General features: G+C 69.3%; 16 protein-coding genes. 5 read left to right on the top strand and 11 right to left on the bottom strand.

All coding sequences use genetic code 11. The annotated features are described in order from the left end of the window. Positions 1–93: 93 nt before the first annotated feature. A complete protein-coding gene (locus AMK58_RS14325) occupies positions 94–2,424 on the bottom strand; it encodes a tetratricopeptide repeat protein (protein ID WP_035676406.1) in 2,331 nt (776 codons plus the stop codon). Between the two features lie 369 nt (positions 2,425–2,793). Here AMK58_RS14325 and AMK58_RS14320 point away from each other — a divergent pair, with 369 nt between their 5' ends. Continuing rightward, positions 2,794–3,015: a hypothetical protein gene (locus AMK58_RS14320; RefSeq protein ID WP_035676404.1), complete on the top strand. Its 222-nt coding sequence runs from the start codon at positions 2,794–2,796 to the stop codon at positions 3,013–3,015. Positions 3,016–3,105: 90 nt separating this feature from the next. On the opposite strand, the gene AMK58_RS14315 is transcribed toward AMK58_RS14320, so the two are convergent. The 8 genes from AMK58_RS14315 to AMK58_RS14280 all read right to left on the bottom strand — a co-directional run bounded on the left by AMK58_RS14315 (position 3,106) and on the right by AMK58_RS14280 (position 13,546). After that, positions 3,106–3,609 (bottom strand): DUF5872 domain-containing protein, encoded by a 504-nt coding sequence (locus AMK58_RS14315; protein ID WP_035676402.1) that lies wholly within the window; start codon positions 3,607–3,609, stop codon positions 3,106–3,108. Positions 3,610–3,690: 81 nt separating this feature from the next. Continuing rightward, positions 3,691–5,367, bottom strand: coding sequence for an ABC transporter ATP-binding protein (locus AMK58_RS14310; protein WP_059399096.1), 1,677 nt, complete (start codon positions 5,365–5,367; stop codon positions 3,691–3,693). Between the two features lie 58 nt (positions 5,368–5,425). Beyond that, positions 5,426–7,414 (bottom strand): Fe(3+)-hydroxamate ABC transporter permease FhuB, encoded by a 1,989-nt coding sequence (gene fhuB / locus AMK58_RS14305; RefSeq protein WP_236778263.1) that lies wholly within the window; start codon positions 7,412–7,414, stop codon positions 5,426–5,428. Continuing rightward, complete coding sequence (locus AMK58_RS14300; protein ID WP_059399095.1) at positions 7,407–8,303, bottom strand: iron-siderophore ABC transporter substrate-binding protein; 897 nt, start codon at positions 8,301–8,303, stop codon at positions 7,407–7,409. The genes fhuB and AMK58_RS14300 overlap by 8 nt, the downstream gene beginning before the upstream one ends. Continuing rightward, a complete protein-coding gene (locus AMK58_RS14295; protein ID WP_059399094.1) occupies positions 8,300–9,091 on the bottom strand; it encodes an ABC transporter ATP-binding protein in 792 nt (263 codons plus the stop codon). Before AMK58_RS14295 ends, AMK58_RS14300 begins: the two co-directional genes overlap by 4 nt. A gap of 81 nt (positions 9,092–9,172) precedes the next feature. Continuing rightward, positions 9,173–11,326, bottom strand: coding sequence for a TonB-dependent siderophore receptor (locus AMK58_RS14290; RefSeq protein WP_051140515.1), 2,154 nt, complete (start codon positions 11,324–11,326; stop codon positions 9,173–9,175). A gap of 195 nt (positions 11,327–11,521) precedes the next feature. Continuing rightward, a complete protein-coding gene (locus AMK58_RS14285; protein WP_035677548.1) occupies positions 11,522–12,406 on the bottom strand; it encodes an AraC family transcriptional regulator in 885 nt (294 codons plus the stop codon). A gap of 231 nt (positions 12,407–12,637) precedes the next feature. Beyond that, entirely contained in the window at positions 12,638–13,546 is a 909-nt protein-coding gene (locus AMK58_RS14280) for a LysR family transcriptional regulator (RefSeq protein ID WP_059399093.1), read from the bottom strand. A 111-nt stretch (positions 13,547–13,657) separates the two neighbouring features. On the opposite strand from AMK58_RS14280, the gene AMK58_RS14275 reads away from it, so the two are divergent. After that, positions 13,658–15,085 carry an MFS transporter gene (locus AMK58_RS14275; RefSeq protein ID WP_079285763.1) on the top strand — a complete coding sequence of 476 codons (1,428 nt, stop codon included), beginning with the start codon at positions 13,658–13,660 and terminating at the stop codon, positions 15,083–15,085. 20 nt (positions 15,086–15,105) lie between these two features. Here AMK58_RS14275 and AMK58_RS14270 read toward each other — a convergent pair whose 3' ends face one another. After that, complete coding sequence (locus AMK58_RS14270) at positions 15,106–15,585, bottom strand: VOC family protein (protein WP_035677558.1); 480 nt, start codon at positions 15,583–15,585, stop codon at positions 15,106–15,108. Between the two features lie 98 nt (positions 15,586–15,683). Here AMK58_RS14270 and AMK58_RS30900 point away from each other — a divergent pair, with 98 nt between their 5' ends. Beyond that, on the top strand, positions 15,684–15,860 hold the full coding sequence (locus AMK58_RS30900) for a hypothetical protein (protein ID WP_167555914.1): 177 nt from the start codon (positions 15,684–15,686) through the stop codon (positions 15,858–15,860). A 22-nt stretch (positions 15,861–15,882) separates the two neighbouring features. Here AMK58_RS30900 and AMK58_RS31840 read toward each other — a convergent pair whose 3' ends face one another. Beyond that, positions 15,883–16,557 (bottom strand): GntR family transcriptional regulator, encoded by a 675-nt coding sequence (locus tag AMK58_RS31840; RefSeq protein ID WP_035677560.1) that lies wholly within the window; start codon positions 16,555–16,557, stop codon positions 15,883–15,885. 156 nt (positions 16,558–16,713) lie between these two features. On the opposite strand from AMK58_RS31840, the gene AMK58_RS14260 reads away from it, so the two are divergent. Beyond that, complete coding sequence (locus AMK58_RS14260) at positions 16,714–17,535, top strand: ABC transporter permease (protein ID WP_079285764.1); 822 nt, start codon at positions 16,714–16,716, stop codon at positions 17,533–17,535. A 66-nt stretch (positions 17,536–17,601) separates the two neighbouring features. After that, positions 17,602–18,606, top strand: a complete 1,005-nt coding sequence (locus AMK58_RS14255) for an ABC transporter substrate-binding protein (protein WP_035677562.1) — start codon at positions 17,602–17,604, stop codon at positions 18,604–18,606. The last annotated feature ends 75 nt before the right edge of the window (positions 18,607–18,681 follow it).

Raw genomic sequence — 18,681 nt, 5'->3', positions numbered from 1 at the left:
CCTGCCCTAGGGTGCGGGACTTGGTACACACAAGGTAAGACCGGGCGGGGCCGCAAGGCTCCGCCCTTTTCTTTACGCAAGAAGCCGTCAGGGTTATCCCGTCAGAAAACGCTCCAATCCGACGATGGCCGCCTGATCGCGATAAACGGCGGGAAGCGCGTCGGTCTGGCGGGCTTTGCGGATGGTCCGCGCCGCAGGGTCACGCCCCAGGAGAATGGCGTCCTCGATGAAATCCTCCGGGCTCTCGGCGACGGTATCAGCCATGCCGAGGCGGTCCAGCAGGGCGGCGGCAAGCCGTCCGCGCATGAAACGCCCCCGCACGGTCACCACCGGAAGCCCCGCCTCCACCGCCTGCAGGGCCGTGTTGAATCCGGAAAACCCGATGCTGTCGAGGTAGACGTCCATCACCCGCAGCGTGGCGAGATACGCGTCATGGTCGAGTTGGTCGGCAAAGACGCAATGTTCCCGGCCGTCGAGGCCGTGGGCGGCGAAAGCCCGTTCCAGCCGGTCTTCCAAGCTGCGGGTGACGGTGGCTTGGCGGTGCCGGAAGAACAGGAACCGGCTGCCGGGCACGGCTGCGGCGATGGAAGGAAACACATGGTCGTGCTGCGGCAGATATTTGAACAGGCTTTGACTGCACAGGAAGGCGGGCGCCCCGTCGGGCAAGCCGAGCCGGCCGCGCGTGACCGACACGGCGGGCCGCCGCGTGGGTTCCACATGGCAACCGAGGTTGGGCAGCCGGACCAGACGCTCGCTGTAGAAGGCGTCTCCATCGGGTGGCTCCAGAAGATCGCCCGACAGGTAATGGTCGAGGGTGGGAAGCCCCGTCGTATCGGGGTGCCCCCATGCCACGGCTTGCACCGCGGCCAGGCGCAGCGCCGCGAGCCGATAGGTCATGGGCTCCATGCCGACCTCGGGGAAGAGCAGAACGTCGGGCCGGTCGGCGACGATGGTCTCCGCCCAGCGCTCCACGGCGCCGAGTCCGCGCCGGAACACCGCGCAACGCGACGCGGCCAGCGCGGTGCACGCATCCTCCTCCCCCGTGACATGATATCCCAGAAGGGTGAACCGCTCCGGATCGAGCCGGGTCAGCCAGCCGGCCAGGATCGCCCGCCACACCGAATGGTCGTGGAAATAGGACGAGACGATCCCGACCCGCAGCCGTGTCCGGGCCACCCGGGGGCGTGTGCATCCGCGGGACGTTTCCAGGCTGGTGAGGATGCGGCTCCCCAGACGCGCCGCCATCAGCCCCGCCATGATGCCCCCGTAGGTCTCCTGCAGAGACCGGTTGTCCATGCCCTGGTAGGCCAGCAGGAAGGGCAGATGCGAGCCCGCAAGGTCGCAGGCGCTCCGCCGCGCTTCCATCGGCGCGCTGGGGCCGATCAGCCCGTCGAGCGCGGCGAGGTGGCGCGCGTAGGCGTCCCGTCGGGACGCCAGTTCCGCTCCATCGGCGTAAACGTGGCGGAGCTGTCCGACACACAAGGCCATCCGGCAGGCGGCATCCTCCGGCACCACCTCCACCCCCCGAGCCCAAAAGCCGGTGGCCACGGCGTCTTCGCCTCGGCCGGCATGGAGCACTCCCAACGCGTACAGCAATCCCGGATGGTCCGGGGCGGCGCGCAGCCCGTGGCTCAACACCCGCAAGCCGTCGGATGGGCAAGGCCCGGAGAGCGCGCTGCCGAGCCCGAAATAGGCGTCGCCGTTGTCGGGCTGGCAGGCGATTGCCCGACGGAACGCCGCCATCGCCGCCTCGGTGCGTCCGAGTTCGGCGAGCGCCGCGCCGAGATTGACCGGCATCATCGCGGAGCCGGGCGCAAGCCGCGTGGCGCAGCGGAAGAACGCCACCGCCCGCTCCACGGCACCGCCGGCACGCAGCAGATTGCCCAGGTTGTTGCAGGCTGCAACGTGGGTGGGGTCGAGCACGATGAGACGGCGATAAGCCGCCGCCGCTTCCGCCGCCTCTCCCCGCGCCCGCAACATCCGTGCGAGGGAGAAGCACAGGCCGCCATCCTCAGGCGTCAGGCGCAGGAGTTGCCTGAGCACCGACACGGCCTCGTCGGTCGGGACGCCCTCGGCCAGCACCGGCGCCAGACCGGCGAGCGCATCCGGATGGCCGGGGCGCAGCGTCAGCGCCCGGCGGTGATGCGCGGCCGCCTCGTCCGTTCGGCTCAGCGCCATTGCCAATTTACCGATGTTGGCGTGGAAGTCGGCAATATCCGGAGCGCTGGCGATGGCCCGACGGATCCGCGCCATTGCCTGCACCGGGCGGCCTTCCTGCCCATCGAGCACGCCCAACAGGTGCAAGGCGTGAGGCTGGTCCGGCTCGACAGCAAGGATTCGGCCGTAAAGCTCCCTGGCCTCCGTCAATCCACCCTGAAGATGATATTCGACCGCGAGTCCCAGCGCTTCCTGCACCGTCGCCATGGAGAATTCCTGCCCGCCTGCTTCCGCGCGCTCGACCGGGGCTTGTTTCCGATCCCCGCAACCAGGACCCGGCGTTGTGCTGTGTCACCCACCCTTAAACCATGAGGCTGCAACAGCTGTCGAACGGATTCCGGCGAACCCGGCCGACACACCTTGGCGACGACGGCACCGCCCATGGCCTGGACGGAAGGAGGCGGTCGGAGCCGGCGTGGAGAGCGGTGGGCACACGGCTTGCGACGCGGACAATTCGCATCACAAATGCTTGGACTGGCCGTAATTTTCCTGCCGTTCTGCGTTGCACACTTCACGTATCTGGTATTTGGTATGCCAGCGTAAAGTCGTCTCCACCAGACAAGAAGGAGATGGACCATGGCTTACACCACCGCGTCGCACATCGATCATGACGGCCGGCTGTCGGGGATCGTCAAGGGCGTTCGTGAGTTCGTCAGCGCCTGGTTCGAGGCCTCGGCCGCCTACACCGCTTATCGTGAGCTGTCAGCCTTGAGCCGGGCCGAACTGGCCGCTCGTGGCCTGCGCCGCGAAGACATCGGCCGGGTTGCCATGGACCTGCCGAAGCTGATGCGCGAGTAACCCACGCCCCGCTTTTTTTTCTGCATCGGGCCATCAGTGAAGGCCATCCTCTCGCATCGCGGCTGTGGGATGCTTGAAGGGCTGCTTGGATCAGGAGAGCGCCTTTTGCAGCTCCTCCTTGTTCATGCGGGAACGGCCGGGCAGATTCCGCTCCTTCGCCTTCTCGTAGAGGGCCGCGCGGGTCGCGTTCTCGTCGGCATGGTGCCGGAACGGCGCCGTCTTCCGGGCAATGTCGTCCGGCTGCTTTGAGAACTGCCTGCCCTTCTTCGTGTCGGCGCGCTTCCTGTCGCTGGTGCGCCGATAGTCTGCTTCGGACAGGTGTTCGCGGGCCTGCCGGGGAAGGTACCGTTCCCCCGTTTCCCCGCTCGGCTTGCCGGAGCGCGTGCCCCACTCCTCGTCGGTCCACTGGCTCAGGCTGTTGTCCGCGCTCTTGGAGCCCGTGTAGCCGCCGCCGCACCGCTTGTATTCCTGAACGGCCATCTGAGCCTTGCGGGCGGACCACTGGCCGGGTTCGCCGCCCTTGCCGCCCTTCAAGACGCTTGCCTTCACCGTCTCCCACAAACGGGGGTCGGTGCGCTCGGCGCGCGATGCCATGTCGCCCTCCTGCCTGTGACGCAGTCCGGAAACAGGCCGAAGGCGGAATGGTGCCACTCCGCCGCCTGAGGCGCGGCGCGATCAGCCGCGCGCCGCCAGTTCCTCATGCGTGATGCGCTGAATCCCGCCGTCGGTGCCGACGACATAGACCTCGTCGGCGTTGCGGATGGTCGCCAAGCGGTGGGCGATGACCAGGGTGGTCCGCCCCTCCGCCAGTTCCATCAGCGATTTCTGGATCTCCCGCTCGGTCTGGGTGTCGAGCGCGGAGGTCGCCTCGTCCAAGATCAGGATGGGCGGGTTCTTCAGGAACATGCGGGCGATGGTCAGGCGCTGCTTCTGCCCGCCGGACAGCTTCACGCCGCGCTCCCCGATGACGGTGTCCAGCCCCTCCGGCAGGGAGGCGATCAGCCCGTCGAGATGGGCCCGCCGCGCCGCCTCCATGATTTCCGCGTCGCCGGCGCCGAGACGGCCGTAGGCGATGTTCTCGCGGATCGTGCCGCCGAACAGGAAGACGTCCTGCTGGACGATGCCGATCTGCCGGCGCAGCGAGGCCAGCGTCATGGCGCGGATGTCCAGCCCATCAATGGTGATGCGCCCCGCCATGACCTCGTAGAAGCGCGGCAGCAGCGAGCAGATCGTCGTCTTGCCGGCGCCCGACGGCCCGACGAAGGCGATGGTCGAACCGGCCTTGATCGACAGGTCGATGCCCTTCAACACCGGGCGCGCCGGGTCATAGCCGAAAGACACGCCCTCATAGCGGATGTCGCCCTTCAGCGCCGGGGCCGGGACGGCGTCGGGCGCATCCGCGATGTCCGGCTGGGTGTCGAGGAGCTGGGTGTAGCGGCGGAAGCCGGCGATGCCGCGGGGGTAGGTTTCGATGACCGCGTTGATCTTCTCGATCGGGCGGAAGAAGGTGTTGACCAGCAGCAGGAAGGCGAAGAAGCCGCCCTGGGTCAGCTCGCCCACCAGCACGAAATGGGCGCCGGTCAGCATGACGACGATCAGGATCAGCCGCATGCTCATGTAGCTGAGCGTCATCGAGGCCGCCATGATCTTGTAGGCGGCGAGCTTGGTGGTGCGGTAGCGGTCGTTGTCCTCGGCGAACAGCTTGCGCTCGTGGTCCTCGTTGGTGAAGGCCTGGACCACGCGCATGCCGCCGACATTCTCCTCGATGCGGACGTTGAAGTCGCCGACGCGGGAGTAGAGCGCCTGCCAGTTCTTCGTCATCCGCCCGCCGTAGCGGCTGGTCACGAAGGCGATCACCGGAACGATGGCCGCGGTGATCAGCGCCAGCGGCAGATGCACCACCGCCATCAGAATAAATGCGCCGACGAAGGTCATCACCGCGATCAGCAGGTCCTCGGGACCGTGGTGCGCCACCTCGCCGATCTCGTCCAGGTCGCGGGTGACCCGCCCGACGAGATGGCCCGTCTTGTTGTTGTCGTAGAAGCTGAAGGAGAGCTTCTGCAGATGGTCGAAGCTCTTGCGGCGCATCTCCGTCTCGATGTTCACGCCGAGCATGTGGCCCCAGTAGGTCACGATGGCCATCAGACCGCCGTTCGCCATGTAGATCGCCAGCAGCGCCACCGTGGCGGCGACGATCAGCGGCCAGTCCTGGGTCGGCAGGAGCTGGTCCACGAAGGCGCGCACGGCCATCGGGAACCCCAGCTCCAGCAGGCCCGACAGGACGGCGCAGACGATGTCGAGGACCAGCAGGCCGGTGAAGGGGCGGTAGTAGGAGAGGAAGCGGCGGAGCATGGCTCTTCTCATTGCGGAACGGCAGAAGGGTGAACGGCGGAGGAGTGAACGAGATGGATCACGGGCTGCGGGCGTTGGAGCGGCCGAGCAGCCAGACCAGATAGGGGCCGGCGAGCAGCGCGGCAAAAAGACCAAGGGGCAATTGATAGGGGAAAGCGACGGTACGGGCCAGCCAGTCCGACATCACCATCAGCCCGGCGCCGATCAGCACCGCCCCGATCCCCTGCTGAAGCGGGCGGCCCAGCCCGGCCAGCCGGGCGAGATGCGGCGCGATCAGCCCGATGAAGCTCAGCGGCCCGACGAACAGCGCCGCCGCCGCGGTCAGCAGCCCGGCCAGCAGCACCAGCAGGATACGGCAGCGCCGCACCGGCAGCCCGACGGCCCGCGCCGTCACATCGCCCAGCGGCAGGATCTCCAGCCATTTGACGGTCAGCGGCAGGACCGCCAGCAGAAGCACCGCCACACCGGCGCAGAACCAGGCGTCGCCCGGACCGGCCTCGTTGGTCGAACCGCTCAGCCAGCGCAGCAGGGCGAAGGCTTGCGGCGTGCCGGTGGCGATGACCGCGGTCAGCACGGCGCTGCACAGGGCGCTCATGGCGATGCCGGCCAGCAGAAGCCGCTCCGGCCCGAAGCCGGCGCGCAGCGACAGGGCCAGCATGGCGGCCAGAGTCAGCACCGCCCCCGCCGCCGACGCGGCGAGCTGCACGCCGAAGCCGGGGGCCGCGACGAGGAACAGCGCGGCGGTCAGCCCGACGCCAGCCCCGGTGCCGACGCCGAGGATTTCCGGGCTGGCCAGCGGGTTGGCGGTCACCCGCTGCAACAGCATTCCGGCGGCGGCCAGCATCGCGCCCGCCGCCGCCGCGACCGTCACGCGGGGGCCGCGCCAGCCCAGCAGCGTGTCGAGCAGCGGGCCGGTGGACAGCGTCCAGCCGCCCGGCCCGGTGCCGACCGTGAGCGCGAGGCCCACGGCAACGGCGCCGAGGACGGCGAACAGGGCGATCAGCCGGTACGGGTGCGGGCTGCGGCGCGACGGCGCGGGACGGCTGTTCAGCGACGGCCATTCGAACATGCGCAGGCGCGGCAGCAGCCAGAGCAGCAGCGGGCCGCCGAGCAGCGCCGTCGCCGCTCCGGTCGGCACCCGCTCCCCGTCCACCCCGGCCAGAAGCTGCACCAGCCCGTCGGTCAGCCAGAGCAGAAGCGCGCCGATCAGGGGTGCAGCGACCAGCCTCCGGCCCTGGGTCCGCGCGCCGCTGAGATGGGCCAGCGCCGGGGCGGCCAGACCGACGAAGCCGATCACCCCGACCTCCGCCGTCACGCTGGCCGCCAGCCAGACCGCGACCCCGATGACGCCGAAGCGCGTGGCGTTGAGGGCGACGCCGAGGCTGCGGGCGCTGGCGTCGTCCAGCCCGAGGATGGCCAGCGGGCGCATCAGCAGGAACGCGGCGCCGATGCCGATCAGCAGCCGGACGGCGATGGTCAGCGTCGGCCCCCAGCTCTGCTGGGCCAGCGCCCCGCCGCCCCAGAGGAAGATGGAGAAGAGATACTCCCCGTTGGCGAGGATCAGCGCGGCACTGCCCATGGTCGCGGTCAGGGCGACCATCATGCCGGCCAGCATGACGGCCACCGGCTCCAGCCCGCGCCGCCACGTCATGGCGAGAATCAGCCCGACCGCCGCCAGCCCGCCGGCCAGCGCCACCCCCTCCCGCGCGCCGTCCATCAGCGCCGGGGCGTAGAGCATCCCCAGTGTCAGGGCGAGTTGGGCACCCGCCGACACGCCGAGCGTCGAGGGCTCGGCCAGCGGGTTGCGCAGAACGCGCTGAAGCAGCAGCCCCGAAAGGCCGAGCGCCGCCCCGGCGACCAGCGCCACCGCGATGCGCGGCAGCACGCTGTGATAGAGGATGACGCCGTCCAACCACGCGGCGTCCGGCGGCAAGGGCATGGATGGCGCCGCGGCGTGCCCGGCGATCTGCCGGATCGACAGAAGGGCGGCGGCCAGCGCCAGCCCGCTCCACAGCAGGATTCGGTTGACGGCCATGCGCTCAGCCATGGCGGACGGTCTCCGGCCGCAGCAGGGCGGCGGTGACGAGGCGGGCGAAGCGCAGCGCCGCCGGCAGCCCGCCGAAATGGTTCACCGGCTCGATCACGCTCACCCGCTGGTTCCGAACCATCGGCAGGGCCTGCCACAGGGCGCTGTCGTCCAGCCCCCGCACCACGTCGGAGGGCAGCGGCGGAACGACGACGGTGATGGCGTCCGGCATCCGGGCCAGCGCCTCGATCCCCAGCGGCGCGGCGGCGCTGTAGCTCGATTGCGAGGCCCAGGCGTTGCGCAGCCCCAGCCGCTGGAGCACCGCGCCGAACATGCTGTCGTCGCCGAAGGCGCGGACATGGCGGGCATCGCCGAAGTTGATCGCGAGCACCGGGCGGCGGACCGCGCCGCGCAAGGAGTCGCCCAGCCGGGCGATCTCCGCGTCGGCCCCGGCGACGAAGGCGCGTGCCTTTGCCTCCCGGCCCAGCGCCCGGCCAAGGGTCACCGCGGCCTCCGCCGCCAGCCCGTAGGGCGGAACGCCCGGCTGGTAGATCGGCAGCGACAGGGTTTCCGCCACCCGCTCCAGGCTGCCCCGCTGACCCTCGTAATAGTTGGAGGTGAGGATGAGGTCCGGCTCGGCCAGCGTCAGCGCCTCGTAATTCGGCATGCCGCGCAGGCCGAGGTCGATCACCGAGTCCGGAACCTCCGGCTCAACGACGGTCTTGCGGAACTGGATCAGCTCGGTCGCGGCGACCGGCACGATGCCGAGCGCAAGCGCCGTCTCCAGCCCTGCCCAGTCGATGGCGGCGACCCGCCGCCCGGAGGCGGCGTGCCCGAGGCGGGGCAGCAGCACCGCTCCGGCGGCAAGGCCCAGCGCGTGGCGGCGGGTAATCGTCGCCCGCCCCGTCACAGCACGCAACCGATCGGCTTCCCGGTCACCGGGTGCGGGACGGTCGCCATGGCAAGGCGGTAGATGGCCCCCAGCGTCTCGCCGGTCATGATGGCATCCGGCGTGCCCTGGGCGATCAGCGCGCCGTTGCGCATCGCCAGGATCTCGTCGCAGACGCTGGCCGCCATGTTGATGTCGTGGAGAACGATGACCGCGCCGATGCCGCGCGCCCGGCTCAGCCGGCGCACCAGCCCCAGCAGCTCCACCTGACTGGCGATGTCCAGCGCCGAGGTCGGCTCGTCGAGCAGCAGGCAGCGCGTGTCCTGGGCCAGCATCATCGCCAGCCAGACGCGCTGCCGCTCGCCGCCCGACAGGCTGTCGACCAGCCGGTCGGCGAAGGCGTCCAGGTGGGTTTCGGCGATGGCCTCCGCCACCTTGGCGGCGTCCTCCGCCCCGAAGCGGCCGAGCGCGCCGTGCCAGGGAAAACGGCCGAGCGCCACCAGCTCCCGCACCGTCATGCCCTCGGCGGGCGGGGTGAATTGCGGCATGTAGGCGACGGTGCGCGCGAAGTCGCGGTCGCCGATCCGCGCGAGGTCCGTCCCAAGGCAGCGGATGCTTCCGCTGCTTGGCGGCTGCTGGCGGGCCAGCAGGCGGATCAGCGTGCTCTTGCCCGACCCGTTGGGACCGACCAGCCCATAGATCCGCCCCGGATCCAGCCGGAGCGACAGTCCCGACAGGATCGCCCGTCCGGCAACGGAGAAACTCACGCCGTCAAGGTCGTAGAGGGGTTGGGTCTGGTCCGGTCTCATCGGTCCTGGTTTTACGTTCGGCAAAAGCACACCCCCCTCACCCTAACCCTCTCCCCAGAGGGGAGAGGGGATTTAACCTGGTCACCACGTCATGTTGACGGTCAGCAGAGCCGTCCGCCCCTCGGCGTAGCCGCAGGAGAACTGGGTCTGGCAGCTCGCCACATACTCCTTGTCGAACAGGTTGGTGACCGCGAGATTCACGCCCCAGGCGGCGGGCTTGTAGCCGATCCGCGCGTCGAAGACGGTGGCGGCGGGGACCTTCAGCGTGTTCTCGTTGTCGGCCCAGGACGAGCCGACGTAGCGCACGCCGCCGCCCACCGACACGCCGTCCAGCGCGTTTTCCCGGAAGGTGTAGTCGAGGAAGGCCGAGCCCTGGACCTGCGGCACGATGTAGGGGGTCTTGCCGACCAGCGCCGGGTTGGCGTCCTTCTTGATGTCGAGGTCGAGCGCGGTGAAGGAGGCGAGCGCCTTCAGGTTCGGGGTGATGTTGGCCTTGGCCTCAAGCTCGATGCCGCGCGAATTGACCTCGCCCAGCTGCGTCTCGGCGTTGAAGGGTCCGGTCACCACGTTGGTGCGCGTCAGGTCGAACAGGGCCGCGGTGAAGATGGCGTCCATCCAGGCCGGGCGGTACTTCACGCCGACCTCGACCTGCTGGCCGGTTTCCGGCTTGAACACGCCGGCCGCCGCCGACGATCCCAGCACCGGGTTGAAGAACGTGGAGGCGCTGACATAGGGCGTCACGCCGTTGGCGAACTCGTAGGCCAGACCGGCGCGCCCGCTGAACTTCCCGTCCTTGCCGTCGTAGGCGGGCGTGCCGTCGGCGTCGGTCGAGGCGATGTCGTAGCGCCCGTTCAGCGTCACCAGGAAGCCCTGGCCGAAGCGCATCTGGTCCTGGAGATAGACGCCGAGCTGACCCATCGTCAGCTCCTGGTCGATGTAAGAGAAGCGCTGCCCCTGCGCGGCGCCGTAGACGGGGTTGGTGGCGCTGATCGGCGTGGCCGAGCCGGAGGCCTGCACCTGATCCATCTTGAAATACTTGTAATCGACGCCGACCAGCGCCGTGTGGGCGACCGGGCCGGTCTGCCACTTGGATTCGAGCTGGTTGTCGATCAGGAAGGTGTTGACCTTGGTCGTGTGCTCGAAATTGATGCGCGACAGCCGATTGTCCGGGTCGGTCGGCACCGCCGAGAAGGCGTTGTAGCCGTAAGGGTAGACCGAGACCTCGTGGACCCGGCTGTAGCCGTAGCGGGCGTTCTGGCGGAAGGTCAGGTCGTTGTCGAAGCGATGCTCGAACTCGTAGCCGACGGAGGCCTGACGGCGCCTGTAGGTGTCGATATCCGGCTCGGTGAAGTTGGCCTTGCGGTCGATGCGCCCGAAGGAAGCCGGCTTCACCGTGCCGACATAGGGCAGGAAGGCACCGCCGTTGTGCGTCTCGTCGATGTCGGTGTAGTTGGTCAGCACCGTCAGCGTGCTGCGGTCGTTCGGCGACCACTTGACGCTGGGCGAGATGGTGCCGCGGAAGCCGTCCGCGAAATCGGTGTAGCTGTCGCCGCCGGCGATGCGGCCGGTCAGCCGGTAGCTCAGCGTCGGGTCGATGGCGCCGCCGACGTCCACACCCAGATGGGCGGTGCCGTGCTGGTTGATCCCCGCCTCGACCGAGCGCACCGGCGTGTCGCCGGGCCGCTTGGTGACGTAATTCACCAGACCGCCGGGGTTGCTGCCGCCGTAAAGCACGGAGGAGGCGCCGCGCAGCACCTCGATCCGCTCCAGCGTGTAGCTGTCCACGAACTGCCCGCCGAAGCCGTAGCTGTAGAGCTGGAGCCCGTCCTGGTAGATGCCGGTCTGCGTCGCCTGGAAGCCGCGGATGAAGATCCAGTCGGTGTCGCTGTCCGAGCCGAAAGGCTGGCTGAAGACGCCGGGGGTGTAGCGCAGCGCCTCGTCCACCTTCTGCGCGCCGCGGTCGTCCATCTCCTCGCGCCCGATCACCGAGACGGATTGCGGGACCGCCTCCAGCGGAATGTCGGTCTTGGACCCCGTGGCCGAGCGGCCGGGCACGTAGCCGCGGACCGGGCTGGTCGCGGTGTCGGCGGCCCGGTCACCCTCGACGGTCACCGGAGCCAGAACCGCCGGAGCGGTCGTTCCCTGCGCCTGGGCGAGCGCCGGCACCAGCAGGGCGGCGAGCGCCGTGCTGCTCAAGAGGAAGCGGGTCAGTCGCTTTTGGGAAATATCACTCATCGCAATCGGCCTCGGACTGTATGCGGCATCCGCGAAACGCCTTCGGACCGGCGGGTCCCGAAGAGCCTGCGTTGTTGCGAATGATTAGCATGTGCATGAAGCGGCGCGATTGAACGGTCTTTGGACGGGTTGGACGATCTTCCGGCATTCGTCGGTCCCAGAGTGCGTCGGGCGGTGCGTCGGGCGATGCCCGGCTCAGCCGGTCTGGTTGCGCAGCCACGCGGCGGGCGTGGTGCCGACGATCTGGCGGAAGACGCGCGTCAGGTGCGCCTGATCGGAGAAACCCGCCATCACCGCGGCGGCCGCCAGCGTCATGTCCGATCCGGTCAGCAGGCTCTTGGCCCGCTCCACGCGGACCCGCATCTGCCATTTGTGGGGCGGCAGGCCGGTCGAGGCCTTGAAGGCGGTGCAGAAATGGGTGGTGGACAGGCCGGTCAGCTCGGCCAGCTCCTGCAATCGGATGGGACGGCCGCAATGCTCCTCGATGTAGTCGGTGACGCGCCTCAACAGGCGCGGCGGCAGTTGCCCCCGCTTGCGCTCGGCGACGGGTTCCGCCTGCGCGAGGCCGACGAACAGCGCGGCCATCAGGCTCTCGCCGTAGAGGTCGTGCAGGTTCGCCGAGGTCCGGCATTCCGCCGCGATCAGGCGGGCCAGAGCGAACAGGCGGTCATCCGCGAAATTCAGCCGCGGCCGTTCCATGCCCCGGACGTCCAGCCCGTCCGCGACGCGGCCCCCCAGCACGGACATGTCGAAATGGAGGTCGAGATGGGTGAGCCGGCGGACGTTCACCGTGCGCGACCACACCCGCAGGCCGGCGGGCACATAGCTCAGCGGCTCGCGCCGGCTGAGCCGTCCGGCCTCGCCGCGGCCGGGCGAGGCCGTGACGTGCAGCCCGCCCTCCCCCACCTGATCGAGGACCACCACCAGCCGCGGGGCTTCGGACACATACTCGCCCTGGCCGTTCTGGTCGCAGGCGACGTTCCAGATGTCGGCGATCATCCCGTTCCAGGCGCGCCACTGAAGGTCCCCGAGGATGGTGAACCCTTCCGTGCTGCTTTGCATTCTGGGATGGAACGGCATGGATCGGCCTCCCAGCCACCGGATTGAACAGGGCCCCGGATTCCGACCCCGAGAGGCCAGACCTATAGGGCAGAATGCAATTGCGAACAAGTCGCATTCTTACTTGCTGCCCCGCCACGCGGGCTGCCGCGGTGAAGTGTGGACGGCTGGGCGATGGGCGGCTTGCTTGGCAGAATGCACCGGGGACAGGGTGACGATGCGTACCGGCCCGACCAACTCATGGTTGGCAGGTCATAAGGGGGATACCGCCGCCTCACGGCAGGCGCCAAGCACCACCCCGCGCAGCCAGCGGTGAGCCGGGTCGGCGTCCTGCCGGGGATGCCACATCTGCGTCACCACGACCTCGTCCAAGGCAATGGGAAGCGGCAGAATGCGGACCCCGGCCACGCCCGCGGCGACCTGACGCTCGGACACCAGGGCGGTCAGGTCGGAGGCGCGGACGATCGCCAGGGCCGCCGGGAAGCTCGGCACCACCGCCACCACCTTGCGGGCAAGGCCGAGGGCGGCCAGCGCCTCGTCCATCCGGTCCCGCACCAACCCGCGCCGCGAGGTCAGCACATGGCTGCAGGCGGCGTACTGTTCCGGCGTCACCGTCTCCAGTCGGGTCAGCGGATGGCCCTCCCGCACGACGGCGACGAGCCGGTCGCGGAGCAGGCTCTGCACCTTCAGCTCAGGCGTGGTTTCCGAATGCACCCCGATGTCGAGATCGATCAGACCGTCGCGCAACGCCTGCGCGTCGCGGTTCCCCCGCGGCGCGAAACGCAGCAGGACGCCGGGGGCTTCGGCGGCGACGCGGCCGACCAGCCGGGCGGCGTAGACCTCGATGAAGCTCTCGCTGGCGCGCAGGGTGAAGCTGCGCTCCAGCCGGGCGATGTCGATGGCCTCCGCCGGACGCAGCACCGCGCGGACCTCCTCGGCGAGGTTGGGCACCCGCTCGCGCAACTGGATGGCCCGCGGCGTCGGGACGAGGCCGCGCCCGGCCCGGACGAGCAGCGGGTCCCCGGTGACCTCGCGCAGGCGCGCCAGGGTGCGGCTCATTGCGGACTCGCTGAGGCCGAGCCGCCGCGCCGCCTTGACGACGCTGCCTTCCGCCAGCAGCGCGTCGAGCGCGATGAGCAGGTTGAGATCGGGGTCGGCCATGGATCCCGAGGCTAACACATGGCGCCCCATGCAGGAATAACCTGCACAGGCGGCGTCTTCCGCCATGCCAAGCGGAGAGCGACATTGATCCAACCCCTGTTGGAGACGCCGATGCCCCGTTCCACCCTCGCCCGAACACCCGATTCCCCACATCCGGACGGGCTGCCCATGCCGCGCCGCGCCGTGGCCGCCGCGTCCGTCATCGCCGCGATCGTGCTCGTCGTGCTCGACGGCGCCATCGCCAACATCGCCCTGCCGACCGTCGCGAACACCCTCGGGGTTCCGCCCGCCGACACCGTCTGGATCATCACCGCCTACCAGCTGGCGCTGGTGATCGCGCTCCTGCCCGTCGGCGCCCTTGGGGAGAGCCTCGGGCACCGGAGGGTGTTCGCCGGTGGGGTGCTGCTGTTCACCGTAGCGTCCGCTGGCTGCGCCCTGGCGCCGACGCTGCCCTGGCTGATCGCCGCGCGCTTCGTCCAGGGGCTCGGCGGGGCGGCGGTGATGGCGCTGGGCGTCGCGCTGCTGCGCTTCGTCTATCCGCAGCGGCTGCTCGGCGCCGCCATCGGCTGGAACGCCCTGGCCATCGCGCTCGCCTCGGCGGCGGGGCCGACGATCGGGGCGGGCATCCTCGCCGTCGCCCCCTGGCCGTTCCTGTTCGCGGTCAACATTCCGGTCGGGATCGTGGTTCTGGCGACCGCCCGCGCGCTGCCCGCCGTTGTGGGAACCAAACGCCGCCTCGATCCCGCCAGCGTCGCCCTCAACGCCGGGTTCTTCGCCGCCCTGGTGATGGGGGCCGAAACCGTCGCGGCGCAGCCCCTGCGCGGCGGTGCGCTGCTGCTGGCGGCGGCGCTCTGCCTCGCCGGACTGGTCCGGCGCGAAAAGGACCGCGAGGCGCCGCTGGTGCCGCTCGACCTGTTGCGGGTGCGCTCCTTCCGCCTGTCGGTGGTCGCCTCCGTCCTCTGCTTCACCGGCCAGATGGCCGCCGCCGTGGCCCTGCCCTTCTACCTGCAGCACGGGCTGGGCCAGGGCATCGTCACGGCGGGGCTGTTCCTGGTGCCGTGGCCGCTGGCGACCGCCGTCGCCGCCCCCATCGCCGGCCGGCTGTCCGACCGCGTCGGCACGGGCTGGCTGTGCGCGGTGGGAGGCCTGCTCCTCTCCGCCGGCCTCGCCCTGGCGGCGGTCTGGCCGCTGGAGCAGGACCCGCGGCCGCTGCTGGCCTTCATGGTGATGTGCGGTTTCGGCTTCGGGCTGTTCCAGACGCCCAACAACCGCAACATGCTGCTGACCGTGCCCAAGGCGCGCAGCGGCGCCGCGGGAGGGATGCAAGGCACCGCGCGTCTGGTCGGGCAGACCGCCGGCGCGGTGCTCATGACCGTGCTGTTCTCGCTGCTGGCCGGCCCGGAGGCGGCGCCGCGCCTCGGCCTCGCCCTGGCCGCCGCCCTCACCCTGGCGGGCGGACTGACCAGCCTGCTGCGCGTTCCCCCGCGCGGCGCGGCCGAGACCGTGGAAGCCGTGGAGGCGCCGGCTGCCGGCCGATAAACCCAGCCCTCCGGGGATCGTCAGCCGCGCCTCGCGGCCTCGATCGTGGCGACGTCGATCTTCGTCATGCCCATCATCGCCGCGAAGGCGCGCCTGGCTTCGTCGCCGCCGGCCGCCAGCGCTTCGGTCAGCACGCGCGGCGTGATCTGCCAGGAGACGCCCCAGCGGTCCTTGCACCAGCCGCAGGCGCTTTCCTGCCCGCCGTTGCCGACGATGGCGTTCCAGTAGCGGTCGGTCTCCTCCTGGTCGTCCGTGGCGATCTGGAACGAGAAGGCTTCGTTGTGTTTGAACGTCGGCCCGCCGTTGAGGCCGAGGCAGGGAATGCCGGCAACGGTGAACTGAACCGTCAGCACGTCGCCCGCCTTGCCGGACGGGTAATCGCTTGGCGCCCGATGAACGGCGCCCACCGCGCTGTCGGGAAAGACGGTGGCGTAGAAGCGGGCCGCGGCCTCTGCGTCCTTGTCATACCAGAGGCAGATGGTGTTTTTGGCGGTCGTCATGGCGTGTCCCCTCCCTGTCGGTGCGTTGCCGGTGCGCGTGAGGATACGCCCCCGCCCCTGTTGACGGGAAGGTTGCAATCCTTTCGCAGAGGTGGCGCATGAGCGACCCGAAGAAGCCGGACGACGCCGGCATCCATCCCCCGCGCAGCTACGACCCTGACAACCAGAAACCAGCCAGCGACCGTGACGAGGCCGCGCCCGGTACGCCGGGTACCGGCGAGGACATCGACCCCAGGACCGGCGAGACCTTCACCGAGGGCATCGGCGGCGCCTGATTTTCCACCGTGGCCCCCGCCCTTATCGTCCGGCAGCCAAAGCCTGCATGGTGACGCGGGCGGCGCTGGCGATGTGCTCGTTGTAGAGCTCGCACGTGCGCACCGTGTCGCGGGCGGTCATCGCCTCGTAGATCTCGCGGATCTCGCGGATCGTGTTGGGCAGCCGCCCCGGCTCCGCCAGCGACACCCCGCGCAGAAGCTGGATGCGGTTGTGCAGCGCCTTGAGGATCTGCGCCATCGTCGGGTTGCCGCAACCGGCGATCAGCGTGTCGTAGACCATGGTCTTCGCCGTGCGGATGCGCGACGGCACGCCTTCCGCCGCCGCCGCCTCGAAGGCCGCCATGGCGTCGGCGAGGACCGCCCATTGCTCCGGGCTGGCCCGGGCGACGAACTCCGCGGCCGCGAGGCTCTCCAGCGCCCCGCGCACCTGATAAATCTGCCGGACATCCTCCGCCGTCAGGGTCACCACCTCCAGCCCGCGCTGGGGCACGTTGTGGACCAGCCCCTCCGCCTCCAACTGACGCAGGGCCTCCCGCAGGATCGGGCGGCTGACTTGCAACGTCTCGCACAGCTCGCGCTCAACCAGCCGGTCGCCGGGCGAATAGCGCCCGTCGGCGATGGCCGCGCGCAACAGGTCGATCACCTGCTGGCGCAGGGGAGCGGCGACGCGAACAATATTTATCGACAAATTTGACATAAAATTTCTCTTCTTGTCAGACAGTATGACGATCTGCTTGCGCCACACTACCACCTTCGATTAGCATACGTATCAACGCAGTCCAAGGCGGCGGCCCATAGCGGCGAACGCCACACCCACCACACCATACCATTACCTCGCACACAGGAGGCAGGCGTGCAGCGGAGTGCACAAGCAAGCGCCGTTTCAAAAAGCGCCGGCGAGCCTGAGGCGGCGTCCGATCCCAACCGGCAGAGGCGCCGCGAGCGGTTGCTGCAACTCGGCACGCTGGTCCTGCTGCTCGCCGTCTGGGAATTCGCGGCGCGCGACGCCAACAAGCTGCTGGTCGCGGTGCCCAGCGACATCGCCGTGGCGACCTGGGAGCTGCTGCTGAACGGCGAGCTGTTCTCGGCGACGCTCGACAGCATGTCGACCTTCGTCCTGGGCTTCGTCATCGCCTCGGTCATCGGCATCGTGGTCGGCTTCGCGATGGGCACGAACCGCACGGTGGAGGTGATCCTCGATCCCTACATCAACGCGCTCTACGCCATGCCGCTGGTGGCGCTGATCCCCATCCTGATGCTGTGGGTGGGCATCGGCTTCCTGGCCAAGATCACGATCATCATCCTGTTCGCGGTCTTCCCGGTGATCATCAACACGGTCACCGGCGTGAAGAATGTGGACCGGCACTATCTGGACATCGGCAAGGCCTTCATGGCCTCGCGGTTCATGGTCTACCGCCAGATCATCGCACCCTACGCCCTGCCCTACGTGGCGAGCGGCCTGCGCATCGCGCTCGGCCGCGGCATCATCGCGATGATCGTGGCGGAGTTCCTGACCTCCATTTCCGGCCTCGGCGGCCTGATCATCAACTACACCAACGCGTTCGAGACGGCCAAGGCCTTCGCCCCGGTCCTGGTGGTGGCCCTGCTCGCCAACGCGCTGACGGTTCTCGTTCAGAAGGTCGAAGAGCGCTTCGGCCGCTGGCGCCGCCGCTGAGAGCGGCCCGCCCCCCAACACCACACGCGCCCCACACCACACCGGATTGAGGAAGGAAGAGGGATCATGAGCATGATGTCCCGTTCGCTGAAGGCCGCCCTGCTGGCGGGTGCCTTCTCCGTGGCGATGAGCACCGCCGCGCTCGCCGCCGACGCGCTGAAGATCGGCATGCCGGCCAAGATGTTCCTGAACCTCGTCGAGTTCGTCGCGCAGGACCAGGGCTTCTACGAGAAGAACGGCCTGACCGTGGAGCTGGTGCACATCGCCGACAGCTCCATCCCCGTGCGCTCGCTGATCGCCGGGGAGCTGGACGTCAGCCAGGCCGGCATGTCGGAGACGCTGGCGGCGGCCGACAAGGGCGGCACGCTGAAGACCATCGGCGGCGTCCACACCGGCCTGCATTACGCCTTCTACGCCAACGCCGCGTCGGGCGTGAAGGACGTCACCGACCTGCCGGGTAAGAAGGTCGGCATCTCCTCCCCCGGCTCGCTGCCGCACGTCGTCATCACCGCCCTGATGCGCCAGGCCGGCATGAGCGAGGACCAGATCAAGTCGGTGCAGTGGGTCTCGCTGAAGGGTTCCTCGGCCCGCATCAACGGCATCCTGACCGGCACCATCGACGCGACCGTCTCCAACTACGACCCGAAGGCCGCGCACGACAAGAACGCCAAGGTGCTGTTCGTCGTCTCCAAGAAACTGCCCAACTACGTGATGACCCCCTGGGACGTCAACGACGCGACCATCGCCAAGAAGCGCGACGTGCTGAAGCGCTTCGTCAAGGCGGAGCTGGAGGCGACCCGCTGGATCTTCGACAACGAGAAGGGCGCGCTGGACGTCGCGAAGAAGCACTTCGACTACAACGACGAGCAGCTCGCCGAGTTCTACGAGTTCTACAAGGTCGGCGGCATCTGGAACCCGAACGGCACCGTCACCGCCGATCAGGCCAAGTACATGCAGGAGCTGAACGTCGAAGGCGGCCTGCAGAAGGCCGTCCACCCGGCCGAGAAGGTGCTGGACACCAGCATCGTCCAGGAGGTGCTGGCGGAGATCGGCACCTACAAGCAGCCGTAATCCTGCCGGGGCCGGCGTCGCACCGCCGGCCCCCTCCCCCGCTTTGCCCCATTCCGCCCGCCGTCCCGCTTCAAG

Origin of the sequence: Azospirillum brasilense (genome assembly GCF_001315015.1) — a bacterium.
In the GTDB taxonomy this organism is placed as follows: domain Bacteria; phylum Pseudomonadota; class Alphaproteobacteria; order Azospirillales; family Azospirillaceae; genus Azospirillum; species Azospirillum brasilense.
Note: the sequence above shows the minus strand (reverse complement) of the source record. Positions and strands in the feature narration are given on the sequence as shown.

Excerpts from the sequence above, each read along its gene's own strand:
- AMK58_RS14270 (WP_035677558.1), bottom strand. The coding sequence starts at position 15,585 with ATGACGACCGCCAAAAACACCATCTGCCTCTGGTATGACAAGGACGCA.
- AMK58_RS14310 (WP_059399096.1), bottom strand. The coding sequence starts at position 5,367 with ATGCTCCGCCGCTTCCTCTCCTACTACCGCCCCTTCACCGGCCTGCTG.
- AMK58_RS14325 (WP_035676406.1), bottom strand. The coding sequence starts at position 2,424 with ATGGCGACGGTGCAGGAAGCGCTGGGACTCGCGGTCGAATATCATCTT.
- AMK58_RS31840 (WP_035677560.1), bottom strand. The coding sequence starts at position 16,557 with ATGTCAAATTTGTCGATAAATATTGTTCGCGTCGCCGCTCCCCTGCGC.
- AMK58_RS30900 (WP_167555914.1), top strand. The coding sequence starts at position 15,684 with ATGAGCGACCCGAAGAAGCCGGACGACGCCGGCATCCATCCCCCGCGC.
- AMK58_RS14320 (WP_035676404.1), top strand. The coding sequence starts at position 2,794 with ATGGCTTACACCACCGCGTCGCACATCGATCATGACGGCCGGCTGTCG.
- AMK58_RS14280 (WP_059399093.1), bottom strand. The coding sequence starts at position 13,546 with ATGGCCGACCCCGATCTCAACCTGCTCATCGCGCTCGACGCGCTGCTG.
- AMK58_RS14285 (WP_035677548.1), bottom strand. The coding sequence starts at position 12,406 with ATGCCGTTCCATCCCAGAATGCAAAGCAGCACGGAAGGGTTCACCATC.
- AMK58_RS14255 (WP_035677562.1), top strand. The coding sequence starts at position 17,602 with ATGAGCATGATGTCCCGTTCGCTGAAGGCCGCCCTGCTGGCGGGTGCC.
- AMK58_RS14290 (WP_051140515.1), bottom strand. The coding sequence starts at position 11,326 with ATGAGTGATATTTCCCAAAAGCGACTGACCCGCTTCCTCTTGAGCAGC.
- AMK58_RS14295 (WP_059399094.1), bottom strand. The coding sequence starts at position 9,091 with ATGAGACCGGACCAGACCCAACCCCTCTACGACCTTGACGGCGTGAGT.
- AMK58_RS14315 (WP_035676402.1), bottom strand. The coding sequence starts at position 3,609 with ATGGCATCGCGCGCCGAGCGCACCGACCCCCGTTTGTGGGAGACGGTG.
- AMK58_RS14275 (WP_079285763.1), top strand. The coding sequence starts at position 13,658 with ATGCCCCGTTCCACCCTCGCCCGAACACCCGATTCCCCACATCCGGAC.
- fhuB (WP_236778263.1), bottom strand. The coding sequence starts at position 7,414 with ATGGCTGAGCGCATGGCCGTCAACCGAATCCTGCTGTGGAGCGGGCTG.